Below are 17,333 nucleotides of genomic sequence, written 5' to 3' on the forward strand. Positions count from 1 at the left end.
GCATTATGCTAATTGCCGGATGATGGCGTAGCGCCTCATCCGGCCAACTTCTTACTCGATCTGCGCAGTACCGTTCAGACGGAAAACAATATTCACCACCAGTCCGGAGCCGGGTTTGCCCGCCTCGTAGCGCCATTTGCGCATGGCATTCTTCACTTCACGCTCAAACATATTGGCGGGCTGCGCGGAAAGCACCTCCACGTTCTCAACCCGGCCATCTGCCGTCACGTCAAATTTCACTTTTACACGACCTTCAATACGCAGCGCCTGCGCACGTGCCGGATACTGTGGCTGATTACGACTCAGCGCACGCGGGCCAGCAGGCGCACTGACGGTCGGCTTGCTGGTGGCCGGGGCGGTACTGGTGGTCGGGCGCGCAGGCGCGGTGTTTTCAACTGGCGCAGCCGGGCGTGATTCAACCGGTTTAACGTCACGTTTCGGCTGTTCTTGCACCTTTTTCACCGGTTTTGGCTTCGGTTTTGGCTTTGGCTTCGGTTTCTCAATAACGACCGGTGCCTCCTTTGGCGGCTCAGGAATCGGTTCGGGTTCCGGTTCTGGCTCGACGACGGGCTCCGGAGGCGGCTGAACAACCTGCGGCGGTTCGAGGTCAGCTGGCGCGACCATCGTGATAGAAATCGGCTGCGCGGGCGCAGGCAGTTCAATAACCTGATGTACCGAGGTATACAGCAGTCCTGCCACTACAGCACCATGAACGCTGACAGAAAGTAACGTCGGCCAGGGAAAGCGACGAGGTAAATCAAGGGTCATTGAAGTCATAATCGTTTCAGTTAAAAAACCAGGCCCTGATTTTAAATGCAAATAGCAATCATATTCAATAAGCCCATGGCGGTAAGCGGCATTTAAAACGCGATTTTATGATAATAACCCACTTCTAAAGTAGGGGCTTAACAAATCCGTTATCTTTCCGTTGCAGTTGTTAGGCCTTTCCAATAACGTAATTAACGACTTTTACCGCTCAAGGAGCTCTTCCCGTGCTGTACGTTATTTATGCTCAAGATATCGCTGATTCTCTCGAAAAACGCCTTTCCGTGCGCCCGGCACATCTGGCACGTCTGCAACTTCTCCATGACGAAGGTCGCCTGTTGACCGCAGGTCCTATGCCCGCCGTGGATAGCAACGACCCGGGTGCGGCCGGATTTACCGGATCAACCGTCATTGCCGAATTTGAATCACTCGAAGCTGCACAAGCATGGGCTGAAGCTGACCCGTATGTAGCGGCAGGCGTTTATGCGCAAGTTTCAGTAAAACCGTATAAGAAAGTATTTTAAGCAACAACGTCAGACTAACATTAATAAGTAGAGTGATTATCTACCCGCTTATAATATTCACAAGGGTGCATCTGAATAGATAATATTCAATGCACCTGTATTATTGCTATTTCAATACTCATCATGGCATATAACACTTAGTGGTTAGAAGCTAAAGCATTTGGCAAAATGTTATGCGGCGAATCGTTTCATGAATAATGACGGTCTTTTCGATAGACGTAGAATAAGGTAGGGGAATGCTGTCGACTTCCTATTAAATTACTATTTATTATAGTCAATTTATTATGTGTTTCACTTCTGAAAAGAGATACATCAAGCTCAATAAAATTTCAACTCACTAATTTATCACTTTTAAAACAACAAGATATATCACCGCATCCATCTGAGGCACCCGATGCCACTTCTGCATTACGCCATCAGAAGTGGCATTAACTCACTGGGTCTTTAATATCCAGCAGCTTTATTAGCCGCATTGATTCGCTTAGTCCTGGCGTCTTTTTGATTTTTATCTGTTGCCTGCATGATGCCACCGGCAGCATCAATCCAGTCGCTTGCCGTGCAACCAGACAACGTCACACTCAGCATGAGCGCCATTAAATACTTCATCTAAACTCCGCTTTTCAATTACCGTACAAAAATATTGGTGAAATTTATATAATTAGTTATTGCCGGCGCATTGTTACAAACATATCCGACACGAGCAATCAATAAATAAGGGGGCTGATTGAATAACGCAGAATATTAACCGGGAGGATAAAAGATGGCGGGTTGTGCTGTGGTCATTGGGCACCGCCAGCGATGCCCTTTTTTGATCAGACGCTGTGGATTGCAAACAACAACGAGTTACGTTGATGGTTGAGAATGCACTTTCTGATGGTATGGATGCGCATATTGCGGCGCGATTGTCCTTCAAGCCAACGCGCTTTACGGCGACTGGCCTGACGCTGCATCCGCCAGCGCCCCACTTCCGTTCTACTACGTTTCATGTTAACCACTCTTACCGTCACAGAGCGGACATTATACCGCCTGACCGAATGCAGACCAGCAGTTTTCCCGTGTTTTTATTTGCCAGATGAATCCTGATGCGTAAACTCTTAACAATACGCTTTCAAAAGGATTTTTAAATTTATGACAACCTTCTACACCGTGGTGAGTTGGCTGGTCATTCTGGGATACTGGGTACTCATCGCTGGCGTAACATTACGCATTCTGATGAAGCGACGCGCAGTGCCCTCTGCAATGGCCTGGCTTTTGATCATCTATATTCTGCCATTGGTCGGGATCATTGCTTATCTGTCTTTTGGTGAACTTCATTTGGGCAAACGTCGCGCCGAGCGCGCCAGAGCGATGTGGCCTTCAACGGCCAAGTGGCTCAACGACCTAAAAGCCTGTAACCATATTTTTGCTCAGGAGAACAGCAGCGTCGCCTCGTCTTTATTTAAGCTGTGCGAACGTCGCCAGGGTATCGGCGGCGTTAAAGGAAACCAGCTTCAGTTGCTCACCAGTTCCGATGACGTGATGCAGGCGTTGATCCGCGACATTCAACTGGCGCGGCATAACATTGAGATGGTGTTTTATATCTGGCAACCCGGCGGCATGGCCGATCAGGTCGCAGAATCATTAATGGCCGCGGCACGACGCGGTATTCACTGTCGCTTGATGCTGGACTCCGCAGGCAGCGTGGCGTTCTTCCGCAGCCCGTGGGCCGCGATGATGCGTAATGCAGGTATTGAGGTCGTTGAGGCACTGAAGGTTAACTTGATGCGTGTCTTCTTACGCCGCATGGACCTGCGCCAACACCGTAAGATGATAATGATCGACAATTATATTGCTTACACCGGCAGTATGAACATGGTTGACCCGCGTTTCTTTAAACAGGATGCCGGCGTCGGGCAATGGGTTGATCTGATGGCAAGAATGGAAGGTCCGGTCGCCACCGCGATGGGGATTGTCTATTCCTGTGACTGGGAGATTGAGACCGGTAAGCGCATTTTACCGCCGCCACCGGATGCCAATATCATGCCATTTGAGCAGGCAAGTGGGCACACCATTCATACCATAGCCTCCGGCCCGGGTTTTCCTGAGGATTTGATCCATCAGGCTTTACTGACCGCGGCATACTCTGCGCGTGAATATTTAATCATGACCACGCCCTACTTCGTCCCCAGCGACGATCTGCTGCATGCCATCTGTACGGCGGCGCAGCGTGGGGTGGATGTGAGCATTATTCTTCCCCGCAAAAATGACTCTATGCTGGTTGGCTGGGCAAGTCGGGCCTTTTTCACCGAGCTGCTGGCGGCTGGCGTGAAAATTTACCAGTTTGAAGGGGGTCTGTTGCACACCAAGAGCGTGCTGGTCGATGGTGAGCTGAGTCTGGTGGGTACCGTAAACCTGGATATGCGCAGCTTGTGGCTGAATTTTGAGATCACGCTGGTGATTGACGATGCCGGATTTGGTGCCGATCTCGCGGCAGTACAGGACGATTACATCTCCCGTTCGCGCCTGCTTGATGCGCGTTTGTGGCTAAAAAGGCCACTCTGGCAACGGATCACCGAGCGACTGTTTTACTTCTTTAGTCCGTTGCTGTAAAACGTGCCCAAGAGACGGTAAACAGGTAGTCATTATGGATATGGATTTGAACAATCGCCTGACTGAAGACGAAACGCTTGAGCAGGCTTATGACATTTTTCTCGAACTGGCGACAGACAATCTCGACCCCGCTGACGTTCTTCTGTTCAATTTACAGTTTGAAGAACGCGGCGGCGCAGAGTTATTTGACCCGGCAGAAGACTGGCAGGAGCACGTCGATTTTGACCTGAATCCTGACTTTTTTGCCGAAGTGGTGATTGGTCTGGCCGACTCAGAAGATGGCGAGATTAACGATATTTTCGCACGCGTTTTGTTATGCCGTGAAAAAAATCACAAGCTCTGCCATATTCTCTGGCGCGAATGAGTCAAAAGAAAAGCTGCCCAGGCAGCTTTTTTTATTTAATTCGGAAGCTTTGTTCCACAGCGGTTACAAAATTGCGCGCTGTGCTCGTGCTGATGCTGCTGACACTGAGGGCATTGACGCTGATTCTGCCGATGCTGAAACGCGCTGCTCATGTGCGTAGTAATCAAGCCCGTGGGTATTGCAATTACTGAATAACCGATCAGGATAAGCACCGACGCCACCATACGCCCTAACGGCGTGTGCGGCGCGATATCCCCATACCCAACCGTCGTTACCGTCACAATGGCCCAGTACACCGACGCATTCAGCGTATCAAATCCATACTTCGGCCCTTCAATGAGATACATCAGCGCGCCGAAAATAATCATTAAAATGGCGATAAACGAATAGAACAGAATCAACTGGTGACGTGCACTTTTTATGGCGCCCCAAAACACCATCAACGAAGGCATAAAGCGCAACAACTTGAGGATCCGCAGTACACGAATCGCCCGCATCGCTCGCCAGGCAAACACATAGTTCAGACTCATTTCTGGCCATAACCACATCACATACAGCGGCAAAATGGTGGCCAAATCGATAATACCCCAAAAACTAAACACATATTTTGCCGGATTGGCCCAACAGCATAATCGCAGCAAGTATTCGGCGGTGAAGACCAGAGTAATAAAGATCTCCAGCCAGACAAAAGAACGCCATTCATCATACGTTAAATGATATTGCGTCCCGACGCCCGACTCGACGAAGATGACAATGACGCTAAGCAACGCAAACAGCGCGCACAGACCTTCAAAACGACGACCTGAGCGCGTGTTTAAATCGAATAATTTACGATAGACAGCGCGGCGGACAGAGGACACAAAGCCAGACACATTCACCTCATCTATAAGAAGGGCTGACCTTTGTCAGCCCTCACGATTATAGCGGGTCTACTTTCAGGCAGGAAACAGCGTGGCGGAAACTTCCTTCCAGAACCGGTCGCGTTTTTGCACATTCCGGTCCGGCAATCGGACAACGGGTACGGAACACACAACCAGACGGCGGATTGATCGGTGACGGTAATTCGCCTTCCAACAGTTGGATGGTTTTGTTCCTCTCCTGATCGGGATCGGGGATCGGCACCGCCGACATCAGCGCTTTAGTATAAGGATGCAGCGGGTTATGGTACACCTCGTCGTAAGTGCCCAGTTCTACCGCATGCCCCAGGTACATTACCAGCACGCGATCGGAAATATGTTTAACCACCGCCAGGTCATGGGCAATAAAGATTAACGATAATCCCATTTCACGCTGCAGTTGTTGCAACAGGTTCACTACCTGCGCCTGAATCGACACGTCCAGCGCCGAAACCGGCTCATCGCAAATAATCAACTTCGGCTCGAGGATCAGCGCGCGAGCAATCCCGATACGCTGACACTGCCCGCCTGAAAATTCGTGCGGATAGCGGTTGATCAAATTTGGCAACAGCCCGACTTTCATCATCATTGCCTTCACGCGATCGCGCACTTCCTGCCCTGGCAGGCTGGGATGATAAGTGCGCAGCGGTTCTGCGATAATTTCACCGATGGTCATACGCGGGTTTAATGAAGCCAGCGGATCCTGGAAAATCATCTGAATATCGCTGCGCACCGCGCGCCACTCATCGGGTTTCATACCCAGCAAATCTTTACCCAGCCAGGCCACTTTGCCGTCGGTGGCTTTCACCAGACCAATAATGGCGCGGGCAAAGGTAGACTTACCGCAGCCTGACTCGCCCACCACCCCTAACGTTTCACCTTCGTACAGTCGCAGGGTCACGCCATCAACGGCTTTCAGTGTTTGTGAGGGTTGCCAGAACCACTGCTTGCCGTCTTTGATATCGAAATGGACTTTAAGATCGGCTATCTCAAGCAAGACTTTTCGTTGTTCAGTTGCCGTTGTCATACCAGTTCCTCCACCGGTTTAAAGCAGGCGCGCAGGCGGCCTGGGCTAAACTCTTCCAGCGGCGGTGCACTGCTACAAATTTCCATCGCATGCGGACAACGAGGCTGGAACGGGCATCCTTTTGGCAAACGCAGCAGGTTTGGCGGGTTACCCGGGATGGTCAGCATCTCTTCCCCTTCAGCATCCAGACGCGGTACCGCGTTAAGCAAACCAATAGAATACGGATGAACGGGTTTATAAAAGACATCGCGCGCGCTGCCATATTCCATGGTGCGCCCGGCATACATCACCAGAACCTTGTCGCATATCCCGGCAACCACACCGAGGTCGTGGGTGATCATAATAATCGCGGTATTGAATTCGCTCTTAAGTTCATTCAGTAGCGTCATAATTTGCGCCTGAACCGTGACATCGAGCGCGGTTGTCGGCTCATCGGCGATCAGTAACTTTGGCCGACATTGTAACGCCATGGCGATCATCACACGCTGGCGCATCCCGCCTGAAAATTCATGTGGATACATCTTCATACGCTTGCGCGCTTCCGGCATTTTGACCGCATCCAGCATTCTGACGGATTCTTCAAACGCTTCGGCTTTACTCATGCCTTTATGCAGCATCAGCACCTCCATTAACTGCTCTCCGACCCGCATATACGGGTTCAGAGAGGTCATGGGGTCCTGAAAGATCATTGAAATTTGTTCGGCGCGCAGTTTGTTCAGCTCGCGTTCCGGTAAATTAAGAATTTCACGTCCGTTAAACGTCGCAGAACCGCCGATGCGACCATTGGCCGCCAGCAGTCCCATCAGGGCAAACGCCGTTTGCGATTTCCCCGATCCAGATTCACCGACAATACCCAGCGTTTCACCGGCACGCAGCGAAAAGTTCAGATCGTTTACCGCGGTTACATCCCCATCAGGGGTGGCAAACGTCACGCGCAGATCTTTCACGTCCAGCAGTGCGTTAGCCTGTTGTTGCGCGAGCGGCGCGGTTGAGGTTTCAATTACGCTCATGGCTGCACTCCTTAACGGTCTTTCGGGTCGAGGGCATCACGCAGGCCATCGCCAATAAAGTTGAAACAGAACAACGTCACCACCAGGAAACCAGCCGGAAACAGCAGCAGCCACGGTGAGACTTCCATTGAGTTAGCACCATCACTTAACAACGCTCCCCAACTGCTTAACGGCTCCTGGGTCCCTAAGCCAAGGAAGCTCAGGAAGGATTCGAACAGAATCATGCTCGGTACCAGTAGCGATGCGTACACAACTACCACGCCCAGAACGTTCGGGACAATATGGCGGATAACAATGCGCACGGTCGAAACCCCACCCACCTGCGCAGCCTCAATAAACTCTTTGCGCTTCAGGCTCAGCGTCTGGCCACGCACGATACGTGCCATATCCAGCCAGGAGACCATACCGATCGCCACAAAGATAAGCAGGATGTTTTGCCCAAAAAAGGTCACCAGCAGAATGACGAAGAACATGAACGGGAAGGAGTTGAGGATTTCCAGCAGGCGCATCATCACGGAGTCAATTTTGCCGCCCAGATATCCTGACAACGATCCGTACAACGTGCCGACAATCACCGCCACCAGCGCCGCGGCAATCCCGACCATCAGCGAAATACGTCCACCAATCGCCACGCGTACCAGGAGGTCACGCCCCGAAGAATCAGTACCGAAGTAGTGGCCGGACTCACTGTCCGGCGCGCTGGACATCATTCCCCAGTCGGTGTCGAAGTAGGTAAATTGCGATAGCATCGGCGCAAGGGTCACAAACAGCGCGATAATCACCAGCACAACCAGACTGGCTACCGCCGCGCGGTTATGCATAAAGCGTCGACGCGCATCCTGCCACAAACTGCGGCCTTCGACTTCCAGCTTTTCACTGAAATTATCCAGCGTCTCGCTGTTTTTCTTACTTAACATCATAGATAGCGAGCTCCAGTATCAGTAACGGATTTTCGGATCGATAACGGCATACAGCACATCAACAATCGCATTAAATACAATTGTCAGTGCACCGACCAGAATGGTCAGGCTCAATACCAGCGAGTAGTCGCGGTTCAGCGCGCCGTTAACGAACAGTTGACCAATACCCGGCAAGCCGTAGATAGTTTCAATCACCATCGAACCGGTAATAATGCCGACGAACGCCGGGCCCATATAAGACAACACCGGCAGCAAAGCGGGCTTTAACGCGTGACGGAAAATAATCCGCCGCATTGGCAGACCTTTCGCCCGTGCGGTACGAATAAAGTTGGAGTGCAGCACTTCAATCATCGACCCACGGGTGATACGGGCGATACTGGCGATATAAGCCAGCGACAACGCCACCATCGGCAAGATCATAAATTTCAGCGCCCCGCCGTTCCAGCCACCACCGGGCAACCATTTCAGCGTTATTGCAAATATCATCACTAACAAGGGGGCCACCACAAAGCTTGGGATAACCACCCCGGTCATCGCCACCCCCATCACCGTATAATCCCAGCGCGTATTTTGCTTCAACGCAGCAATGACGCCAGCACTGACGCCAACGAGTACCGCCAGGATAAAGGCAGCTGCACCCAGCTTCGCCGAAACCGGGAAGCTCGAGGCAACCAGATCGTTAACTGTATAGTCTTTATATTTAAAGGAAGGTCCAAAATCGCCATGCGCCAGTTGCTTCAGGTAGCTGAAGTACTGCGTGGTGATAGGGTCATTAAGATGATATTTCGCTTCAATATTCGCCAGTACTTCTGGCGGTAACGCACGTTCACCGGTGAAAGGACTTCCCGGCGCAAGGCGCATCATAAAGAATGAGATCGTAATAAGAATAAATAGCGTCGGAATCGCTTCCAGACAGCGACGTAATATGAATTTTAACATTGCCCGTACCTTCTGGCGTGTGCCTTTATACCTCTTTAAGCCAGTTATGGGGCCAGAGAGGTATTTATAGTTCGAAGAAAAAGACACTGTGGGGCAACGATGGTCGCCCCACGTCTTGCCATTAATGCTTGATAATATACAAGTCTTTAACGTGGATATTATCCATCGGGTCTTTACCGGAGTATCCGCCTACCCATGGTTTCACCAAACGCGCATTGACGTAGTAATACACCGGTACAATCGCAGAGTCTTTATCCAACTGCTGCTCAGCTTTCGAATACAGCTCGCTGCGCTGCGCTTCGTCAGTCACTTTCAGCGTATCGGCAATCAACTTATCAAATGCCGCGCTCTTATAGTGAACAGTGTTGTTGGAGCTGTCTGACAGCACCATGTTAAGGAAAGAGGTCGGTTCGTTGTAATCCGCACACCAGCCCGCACGAGAAACATCATAGTTACCCTGATGACGGGTATCGAGGAAGGTCTTCCACTCCTGGTTTTCCAGCTTAACGTTGGCACCCAGATTTTTCTTCCAGATAGAGGCGGCTGCAATAGCCAGCTTCTTGTGCAGATCGGAGGTGTTATACAACAGGTCGAACGTCAGCGGTTTTTCTGCGGTAAAGCCAGCTTCAGCCAACAGTTTTTTCGCTTCTTCGTTACGTTTTTCCTGTGACCACTTGAACCACTCTGGCTCAACCAGTTTTGCGCCATCGGTATACGGCGGCGTGAAGCTGTACGCTGGCAGGTCGCCCTGGTTCTTCACTTTGTTGACGATAATGTCACGATCCAGTGCCATCTTCAGGGCGGTACGTACACGCACATCGTTGAACGGTGGCTTCTGGTTATTAATTTCGTAATAGTAGGTACACAAATACGGGTCAACGTGAACTTCGTTCGGGATCTCTTTTTTCAGTTTCTGGAATAACTCAATCGGCATGTTGTTGTAGGTCATGTCGATTTCACCACTGCGGTAGCGGTTAACATCAGTCACTTCAGAAGAAATTGGCAGATAAGTTACCTGGTTAATCACCGTTTTGGCGTTATCCCAGTAGTTAGTATTACGCTCAAGAACGATGCGCTCGTTGACGACCCAATCTTTTAATTTATAGGAGCCGTTAGAAACGATGTTCGCGGGCTGGGTCCATTTATCACCAAATTTTTCCACCACGGCTTTAGGCACCGGGGAAACGGATGAGTGAACAAGCAGTTTGTAGAAATACGGAACAGGTTCACTGAGGGTAACTTCAAAAGTATGGTCATCAATGGCTTTTACACCGAGATCGGTGACCGGTTTTTTACCGGCGATAATGTCATCAATATTAACGATGTGCCCATACTGTAAATAGCTGGAGTATGGTGAAGCGGTATTTGGATTCGCCAGACGTTGCCAGCTATACACAAAATCTTGCGCGGTCACGGGCGAGCCATCGGACCATTTCGCGTCTTTACGCAGATGGAACGTCCAGACTTTAAAATCTTTATTTTCCCATTTTTCCGCCACGCCCGGTGATGGCTTGCCATCAACGTCGCTGATTAATAAACCTTCAAACAGGTCACGGTTAATGTTGGATTCTGGCACACCTTCGATCTTGTGCGGATCGAGAGACTGAACTTCCGAACCATTATTGCGTACCAGCGTTTGCTTCTCAGCAAGTTGAACACCGGCAGGTACTTCTGCCGCCGTGGCAACATTTCCTGCGATAAGCGCAGATAGAATCCCCGCCGCTACTAAACTTTTCTTAGTGATGTTAGTCATTGTGTTTGTACTCCCTCATTATTATGGCTGGTTTTTTAACCAGACTGTTAATCCTGTACGGATCCCTGTACGGCACCGGAGATTTTCTGCCGTCAGGTGATTTATTGTTTTACTGCTTGCTATCACCGACTTTATTTATTCTGGCGGTTCGAGCGACCGCCTTGCGTCGATTTTCTACGTGTCTCCCCTGTCGGAAACACGCGGTTACTCTATTGAGAGAAACTAACTGAAAACAGTTCTCATCAACGTAAAATCTTCTGCAAAATACCTGGTCGGAAAGTATCAAATGCCTTTCTTAACCGCCAATACATTTTACATATTTGTTAACCAATTCGCTTTTATCGAAAAAAATCGCACATCAATGGTCCTCAAAAAGAGAGGCCATAATCGTAACATCATGATAGATAAAGAATTAAATCCATTGAGCGGTTGATTACCCTGTCCGGTATCAATATGCCGATATAATTTACATAAAATTAACAATTGGTCATTAATTAGCACATTACTCTAAAAAAGACACTGAAATAACTAATAACATTTCGATAATCCTTCAGCAAGCCCCAGAGTATAATGTTAGAAAAATAACAGTAAGCCCCCTATTCAGGGACGTAGCCATAAAAATTATTATCTTTTAAATCAATACGTAACGGATGGATTGGCAATCAGCATGTTTTACAATTTCAATGCTAATTTTCAACTTTAGTGAGACGTTTTACTGATAATGAAAAGAACGGAGCTGAGGGCCAGCTCCGTTTACTGAAAACAGTCCCGTTAGGCCAGTAAGCCCGGGAAAATAGATTTGATGCCGGTGACGATGAATTCAATCCCCAACGCCATGAGCAATAAGCCCATAATACGGGTAATAACGTTAATACCCGTTTGCCCCAACAGGCGTACCAGCCAAGGAGCCATACGAAATAGTCCCCAACAGCATAAGGCAAACAGTGCAATCGCCACAAAGAACCCGAACAGGTTTAATGCGCTGTGATAGCGAGTCCCCCAGACGATGGTTGAACTTATCGCCCCCGGCCCCGCCATCAACGGCAATGCCAACGGAACAACACCAACATTCTCGCGTATGGCAGTCTCTGACTTTTCCTGTTTGTTTTGTTTATCTTCCCCGAGTTTCCCACTGATCATCGACATTGCAATGGTTACCACCAGAATCCCGCCGGCAATTCTGAACGAATCAATCGAGATACCGAAGAGTTGCAGGATCGCATCACCAAGAAACAACGAGGTCCACAAAATAATCGCCACCGACAGGTTTGCCGTCAGATTGGTTTTGTTACGCGCCGCTGCGGTTTGGTAGCTGGTCATACTGATAAAGACCGGGATGATCCCGACGGGGTTGACCAACGCAAATAACCCAATGAAAAACTTAAAGTAAAGAGGAAAATCAAATAGCGTTTGGATCACGGTTAGCTCCGAAGCGTTAGCCGGATAAAATGAGTCATAAAAAATGTTAAAAACCGCGCTGAAGATACGCTTTTTGGCAGCATTCTTCACCTTCTATCTGCGTTAATCTCTGTAAACGTGCTACCAATACTCGGTGTTATTAATATGTATGAAATATGCTAATGTTAATCTCATTCACTCCATCAATTCGTTAACACTTGCCGATAAACACTAAAAGAGCCTGCTGAAAGGTGTCAGCTTCGCGTAAATTTGATCCAGATCACGCAATTACTACTCAGAAGTGAGTAATCTTGCTTACGCCACCTGGAGGAAACGCGTTAGAGTTGAATACGCTAGCGTATAAGCTCTTTTAGTAAATCAATGTAAGGCGGGCGTTAATTAACCGTTTGATTTTCAAAACGTTACACAAATTTTCGTCGATCTGTCTATACTCTCGTAGCGAGCAGATGATTTACTAAAAAAGTTTAACATTATCAGGAGAGCATCATGGCTGTTACTAATGTCGCTGAACTTAACGCACTTGTAGAGCGCGTAAAAAAAGCCCAGCGTGAATATGCCAGTTTCACTCAAGAACAGGTTGACAAAATCTTCCGTGCCGCCGCTCTGGCTGCCGCAGACGCTCGAATTCCTCTCGCGAAAATGGCCGTTGCCGAATCTGGCATGGGTATTGTCGAAGATAAAGTGATTAAAAACCACTTCGCATCTGAATACATCTATAACGCTTATAAAGATGAAAAAACCTGTGGTGTCCTGGCCGAAGACCATACTTTTGGGACCATCACTATCGCTGAACCGATTGGTATCATCTGCGGTATCGTTCCAACCACTAACCCAACGTCTACTGCAATCTTCAAATCGCTGATCAGCCTGAAGACGCGTAACGCTATCATCTTCTCTCCACATCCGCGTGCTAAAGATGCAACCAACAAAGCGGCAGACATCGTTCTGCAGGCTGCTATCGCTGCTGGCGCACCAAAAGACCTGATTGGCTGGATCGATCAACCTTCTGTTGAACTGTCTAACGCTCTGATGCACCACCCGGACATTAACCTGATCCTTGCGACCGGTGGTCCTGGTATGGTTAAAGCAGCATACAGCTCTGGTAAACCGGCAATCGGTGTTGGCGCAGGTAACACCCCTGTTGTTATCGACGAAACAGCAGATATCAAACGTGCCGTTGCTTCCGTGCTGATGTCTAAAACCTTCGACAACGGTGTAATCTGTGCGTCTGAACAGTCCGTTGTGGTTGTAGATTCCGTATACGACGCCGTTCGCGAACGTTTTGCCAGCCACGGTGCCTATATGCTGCAGGGCAAAGAGCTGAAGGCTGTTCAGGACATCATCCTGAAAAATGGCGCGCTGAACGCGGCTATCGTGGGTCAACCGGCATACAAAATCGCTGAGCTGGCTGGTTTCTCCGTGCCGACTAACACCAAGATTCTGATTGGTGAAGTTAAAGTTGTCGACGAAAGCGAACCGTTTGCTCACGAAAAACTGTCTCCGACGCTGGCAATGTACCGTGCGAAAGACTTCGAAGATGCAGTTGTTAAAGCTGAAAAACTGGTTGCTATGGGCGGTATCGGTCATACCTCTTGCCTGTACACTGACCAGGACAACCAGCCAGAACGCGTTGCTCACTTCGGTCAGATGATGAAAACTGCACGTATCCTGATCAACACCCCGGCGTCTCAGGGTGGTATCGGCGACCTGTACAACTTTAAGCTTGCACCATCCCTGACTCTGGGTTGTGGTTCCTGGGGTGGTAACTCCATCTCTGAAAACGTTGGTCCTAAGCACCTGATCAACAAGAAAACCGTTGCTAAGCGAGCTGAAAACATGTTGTGGCACAAACTTCCGAAATCTATCTACTTCCGCCGTGGTTCACTGCCAATCGCGTTGGATGAAGTGATTACCGATGGTCACAAACGTGCGCTGATCGTGACCGACCGCTTCCTGTTCAACAACGGCTATGCTGATCAGATCACGTCCGTTCTGAAAGCTGCGGGCGTTGAAACCGAAGTGTTCTTTGAAGTTGAAGCTGACCCGACGCTGAGCGTTGTGCGCAAAGGTGCTGAACTAGCCAACTCCTTCAAACCAGACGTGATCATCGCGCTGGGTGGCGGTTCCCCGATGGACGCAGCGAAAATCATGTGGGTCATGTACGAACATCCGGAAACCCACTTCGAAGAACTGGCGCTGCGCTTTATGGACATCCGTAAACGTATCTACAAGTTCCCGAAAATGGGCGTGAAAGCGAAAATGATCGCCGTCACCACCACTTCCGGTACTGGTTCTGAAGTCACCCCGTTTGCGGTTGTAACCGACGACGCTACTGGTCAGAAATATCCACTGGCAGACTACGCGCTGACCCCGGATATGGCGATTGTCGATGCTAACCTGGTGATGGATATGCCGAAGTCACTGTGTGCGTTCGGTGGTCTGGATGCCGTCACTCACGCCCTGGAAGCTTACGTTTCCGTACTGGCTTCTGAGTTCTCTGACGGTCAGGCTCTGCAAGCGCTGAAACTGCTGAAAGAAAACCTGCCTGCGTCCTACCACGAAGGTTCTAAGAACCCGGTAGCTCGCGAGCGTGTACACAGTGCAGCGACCATCGCAGGTATCGCGTTTGCTAACGCCTTCCTCGGTGTATGTCACTCCATGGCGCACAAGCTGGGTTCACAGTTCCACATTCCTCACGGTCTGGCGAACGCCCTGCTGATCAGCAACGTTATTCGTTATAACGCGAACGACAACCCGACTAAACAGACTGCTTTCAGCCAGTACGACCGTCCGCAGGCCCGTCGTCGCTACGCTGAAATCGCAGACCATCTGGGTCTGAGCGCACCGGGTGACCGTACCGCAGCGAAAATCCAGAAACTGCTGGCATGGTTGGATGAGATCAAAGCTGAACTGGGTATTCCTAAGTCTATCCGTGAAGCTGGCGTTCAGGAAGCTGACTTCCTGGCACATGTTGACAAACTGTCTGAAGATGCGTTTGACGACCAGTGCACCGGCGCTAACCCGCGTTACCCGCTGATTTCTGAACTGAAACAGATCCTGCTGGATACCTTCTACGGTCGCGAATACAACGAAGGTGAAACTGCCGCTAAAACTGAAGCACCTGCCGCGCCTAAAGCAGAGAAAAAAGCGAAGAAATCCGCTTAATTCATAAATCTAAGCTGTAGTATCACGTCGAACGGTCCCTTTAGGGGACCGTTTTTTTTCGCCTGATTTATTCTCACCTTCACAGCGCAAAAACTCATGCAGACCATCGCGGTGAATGGACATGCCCGTAGGAGATTGGAGGAGGATGCGCGTAAAGGGTCTACAGAGGTGATTGTAGGGTAGTACTTCTGACTTATGGCCAGTGGTCTACCCTGCGCGTTACAGCGCCCAGGCGAGCGTAGATTAATCGTGGCTGTGCCTTTCCTGAATGGCCGTCAGAGAGCCCTCAGATTGCGCCTCTTTATAGTGCTTGCGGCATACCGACACATAGCGTTCATTGCCACCAATAACCACCTGTTCTCCCTCGTTATAAGGTCGTCCAGCTTGATCAAGACGTAGTACCATACTCGCCTTCCGCCCACAGAAACAAATAGTCTTTAATTCGACCAATTTATCTGACCAGGCAAGCAGGTATTCGCTACCGCCAAATAATTCACCACGAAAATCGGTGCGTAACCCGTAACACAAAACCGGAATATCCAGCTGATCGACAACCTCGGATAATTCATAAACCTGCTGGCGTGTCAAAAACTGTGACTCGTCAACCAGTACACAATGTATTCTCTGCTGCGCATTCTCCGCGCGAATTTCTTCGAACAATGATGAATTTTGGTTAAACAGTTTTGCAGGTGACGACAGACCTATACGTGAACTTACTTTCCCTGTTCCAAACCGATCGTCGATTTCCGCTGTATATACAACGGCACGCATGCCACGTTCCTGGTAATTGTATGAAGATTGCAGCAAAGCGGTCGACTTCCCCGCATTCATTGCAGAATAGTAAAAATATAGCTGTGCCATTGACCGTCAGCCCTCACCTGAGTAAATAAATATGGGCGCGATTGTATCATAATTCACAAACATGTCTGCGCACCGTTGTCGCCCACATACGTATAAAAAATCGCGTCAGCATCACTCATCAACCTCCTAAATATGACGAACTACGGTAAGGTTCAGGAAACAGACTTAAGTTATGGATCGCACAGTGATGCACACCACCAATGCTCGAATAATCTGACTTATGACGGTATATACACATTCTTTCACAAATAGTGCCCTTGAAATTCATCAACGGTGCTTATCATCACAGTTCAATAAAGAAACCTTGCTTTCAATGTTATTGAATCCCCCTACGAACACCCTGTAATAGTGAATTCCCGTAAGCAAAACTAATACAAAAGGTTGAAATTACTGCAAACAGATACAATTACCGTGCTGTAAAATGTGACCTGAATCTTGAATTTTCCTGCATGACTGAAGAGTAGCCCCCACACCAATAAGCCTTTTTCATGCCCTTTCCCAGACGAAATTTAACGACAATGAATTAATGTAGATACTAAATAAAGCGCAATTTTGAATTCCTTACATTCCTGGCTATTGCACATCTGAATTTATCGCTCTATTATTAGCTCAACAAACCCCACCCAATATAAGTTTGAGATTACTACAATGAGCGAAGCACTTAAAATTCTGAACAACATCCGTACTCTTCGTGCGCAGGCAAGAGAATGCACTCTGGAAACGCTTGAAGAAATGCTGGAAAAATTAGAAGTTGTCGTTAGCGAGCGTCGCGAAGAAGAAAGCGCTGCCGCTGCTGAAGTTGAAGAGCGCACTCGTAAACTGCAACAATATCGTGAAATGCTGATTGCTGACGGTATTGACCCGAACGAACTGCTGAATAGCATGGCTGCGGTTAAAACCGGTGCTAAAGCCAAGCGCGCAGCACGCCCAGCTAAATATAGCTATGTTGACGAAAACGGTGAAACGAAAACCTGGACCGGCCAGGGTCGTACACCGGCAGTAATCAAAAAAGCGATGGAAGAACAAGGTAAACAGCTGGACGATTTCCTGATCAAGGATTAATCCACAATTAGTTTGCTTAAAATCCCGCCGACGGCGGGA

The 17,333-nt window shown here is 49.1% G+C and carries 16 protein-coding genes; 5 read left to right on the forward strand and 11 right to left on the reverse strand.

Going from position 1 to position 17,333, the window contains the following annotated elements; genetic code table 11:
* Nucleotides 1-51 precede the first annotated feature (51 nt).
* Nucleotides 52-777 (reverse strand): TonB system transport protein TonB, encoded by a 726-nt coding sequence (tonB, locus tag FDW88_RS00525; protein ID WP_212732606.1) that lies wholly within the window; start codon nucleotides 775-777, stop codon nucleotides 52-54.
* A 215-nt stretch (nucleotides 778-992) separates the two neighbouring features.
* Here tonB and FDW88_RS00530 point away from each other — a divergent pair, with 215 nt between their 5' ends.
* Entirely contained in the window at nucleotides 993-1,289 is a 297-nt protein-coding gene (locus tag FDW88_RS00530) for a YciI family protein (RefSeq protein ID WP_003020675.1), read from the forward strand.
* 444 nt (nucleotides 1,290-1,733) lie between these two features.
* Here the strand turns inward: FDW88_RS00530 and FDW88_RS22390 are convergent, their stop codons facing one another.
* The gene (locus FDW88_RS22390; protein WP_164496617.1) at nucleotides 1,734-1,895 is read right to left on the reverse strand and encodes a hypothetical protein; all 162 of its coding nucleotides are present in this window, start codon (nucleotides 1,893-1,895) and stop codon (nucleotides 1,734-1,736) included.
* Nucleotides 1,896-2,101: 206 nt separating this feature from the next.
* On the reverse strand, nucleotides 2,102-2,275 hold the full coding sequence (locus FDW88_RS00535; RefSeq protein ID WP_096756805.1) for a YciY family protein: 174 nt from the start codon (nucleotides 2,273-2,275) through the stop codon (nucleotides 2,102-2,104).
* A gap of 142 nt (nucleotides 2,276-2,417) precedes the next feature.
* Between FDW88_RS00535 and cls the strand changes: the two genes are divergently transcribed.
* Both cls and FDW88_RS00545 read left to right on the forward strand, forming a co-directional pair.
* Nucleotides 2,418-3,878 carry a cardiolipin synthase gene (gene cls / locus FDW88_RS00540; RefSeq protein ID WP_096756804.1) on the forward strand — a complete coding sequence of 487 codons (1,461 nt, stop codon included), beginning with the start codon at nucleotides 2,418-2,420 and terminating at the stop codon, nucleotides 3,876-3,878.
* A 34-nt stretch (nucleotides 3,879-3,912) separates the two neighbouring features.
* Entirely contained in the window at nucleotides 3,913-4,242 is a 330-nt protein-coding gene (locus FDW88_RS00545) for an HI1450 family dsDNA-mimic protein (protein WP_137361809.1), read from the forward strand.
* Nucleotides 4,243-4,277: 35 nt separating this feature from the next.
* On the opposite strand, the gene FDW88_RS00550 is transcribed toward FDW88_RS00545, so the two are convergent.
* From FDW88_RS00550 to FDW88_RS00580, 7 genes are all read right to left on the reverse strand, one after another.
* A complete protein-coding gene (locus tag FDW88_RS00550; protein ID WP_096756802.1) occupies nucleotides 4,278-5,114 on the reverse strand; it encodes an ion transporter in 837 nt (278 codons plus the stop codon).
* 46 nt (nucleotides 5,115-5,160) lie between these two features.
* On the reverse strand, nucleotides 5,161-6,165 hold the full coding sequence (oppF, locus tag FDW88_RS00555; RefSeq protein WP_096756801.1) for a murein tripeptide/oligopeptide ABC transporter ATP-binding protein OppF: 1,005 nt from the start codon (nucleotides 6,163-6,165) through the stop codon (nucleotides 5,161-5,163).
* A complete protein-coding gene (gene oppD, locus FDW88_RS00560; protein ID WP_096756800.1) occupies nucleotides 6,162-7,175 on the reverse strand; it encodes a murein tripeptide/oligopeptide ABC transporter ATP-binding protein OppD in 1,014 nt (337 codons plus the stop codon). The genes oppF and oppD overlap by 4 nt, the downstream gene beginning before the upstream one ends.
* Nucleotides 7,176-7,186: 11 nt before the next feature.
* The gene (oppC, locus tag FDW88_RS00565; RefSeq protein WP_137361810.1) at nucleotides 7,187-8,095 is read right to left on the reverse strand and encodes an oligopeptide ABC transporter permease OppC; all 909 of its coding nucleotides are present in this window, start codon (nucleotides 8,093-8,095) and stop codon (nucleotides 7,187-7,189) included.
* A gap of 18 nt (nucleotides 8,096-8,113) precedes the next feature.
* A complete protein-coding gene (gene oppB, locus FDW88_RS00570) occupies nucleotides 8,114-9,034 on the reverse strand; it encodes an oligopeptide ABC transporter permease OppB (protein ID WP_096756798.1) in 921 nt (306 codons plus the stop codon).
* A 121-nt stretch (nucleotides 9,035-9,155) separates the two neighbouring features.
* Nucleotides 9,156-10,787: an oligopeptide ABC transporter substrate-binding protein OppA gene (oppA, locus tag FDW88_RS00575; protein ID WP_115258306.1), complete on the reverse strand. Its 1,632-nt coding sequence runs from the start codon at nucleotides 10,785-10,787 to the stop codon at nucleotides 9,156-9,158.
* Between the two features lie 771 nt (nucleotides 10,788-11,558).
* Nucleotides 11,559-12,206 carry a YchE family NAAT transporter gene (locus FDW88_RS00580; RefSeq protein ID WP_137361811.1) on the reverse strand — a complete coding sequence of 216 codons (648 nt, stop codon included), beginning with the start codon at nucleotides 12,204-12,206 and terminating at the stop codon, nucleotides 11,559-11,561.
* 486 nt (nucleotides 12,207-12,692) lie between these two features.
* On the opposite strand from FDW88_RS00580, the gene adhE reads away from it, so the two are divergent.
* Entirely contained in the window at nucleotides 12,693-15,371 is a 2,679-nt protein-coding gene (adhE, locus tag FDW88_RS00585) for a bifunctional acetaldehyde-CoA/alcohol dehydrogenase (protein WP_137361812.1), read from the forward strand.
* Nucleotides 15,372-15,614: 243 nt separating this feature from the next.
* Here the strand turns inward: adhE and tdk are convergent, their stop codons facing one another.
* Complete coding sequence (gene tdk / locus FDW88_RS00590) at nucleotides 15,615-16,232, reverse strand: thymidine kinase (protein ID WP_115258305.1); 618 nt, start codon at nucleotides 16,230-16,232, stop codon at nucleotides 15,615-15,617.
* Nucleotides 16,233-16,880: 648 nt separating this feature from the next.
* Here tdk and hns point away from each other — a divergent pair.
* On the forward strand, nucleotides 16,881-17,294 hold the full coding sequence (gene hns, locus FDW88_RS00595) for a histone-like nucleoid-structuring protein H-NS (RefSeq protein WP_096756794.1): 414 nt from the start codon (nucleotides 16,881-16,883) through the stop codon (nucleotides 17,292-17,294).
* Nucleotides 17,295-17,333 lie beyond the last annotated feature (39 nt).

The sequence above is a fragment of the Citrobacter sp. wls829 genome (assembly GCF_005280825.1).
GTDB lineage: Bacteria > Pseudomonadota > Gammaproteobacteria > Enterobacterales > Enterobacteriaceae > Citrobacter > Citrobacter gillenii.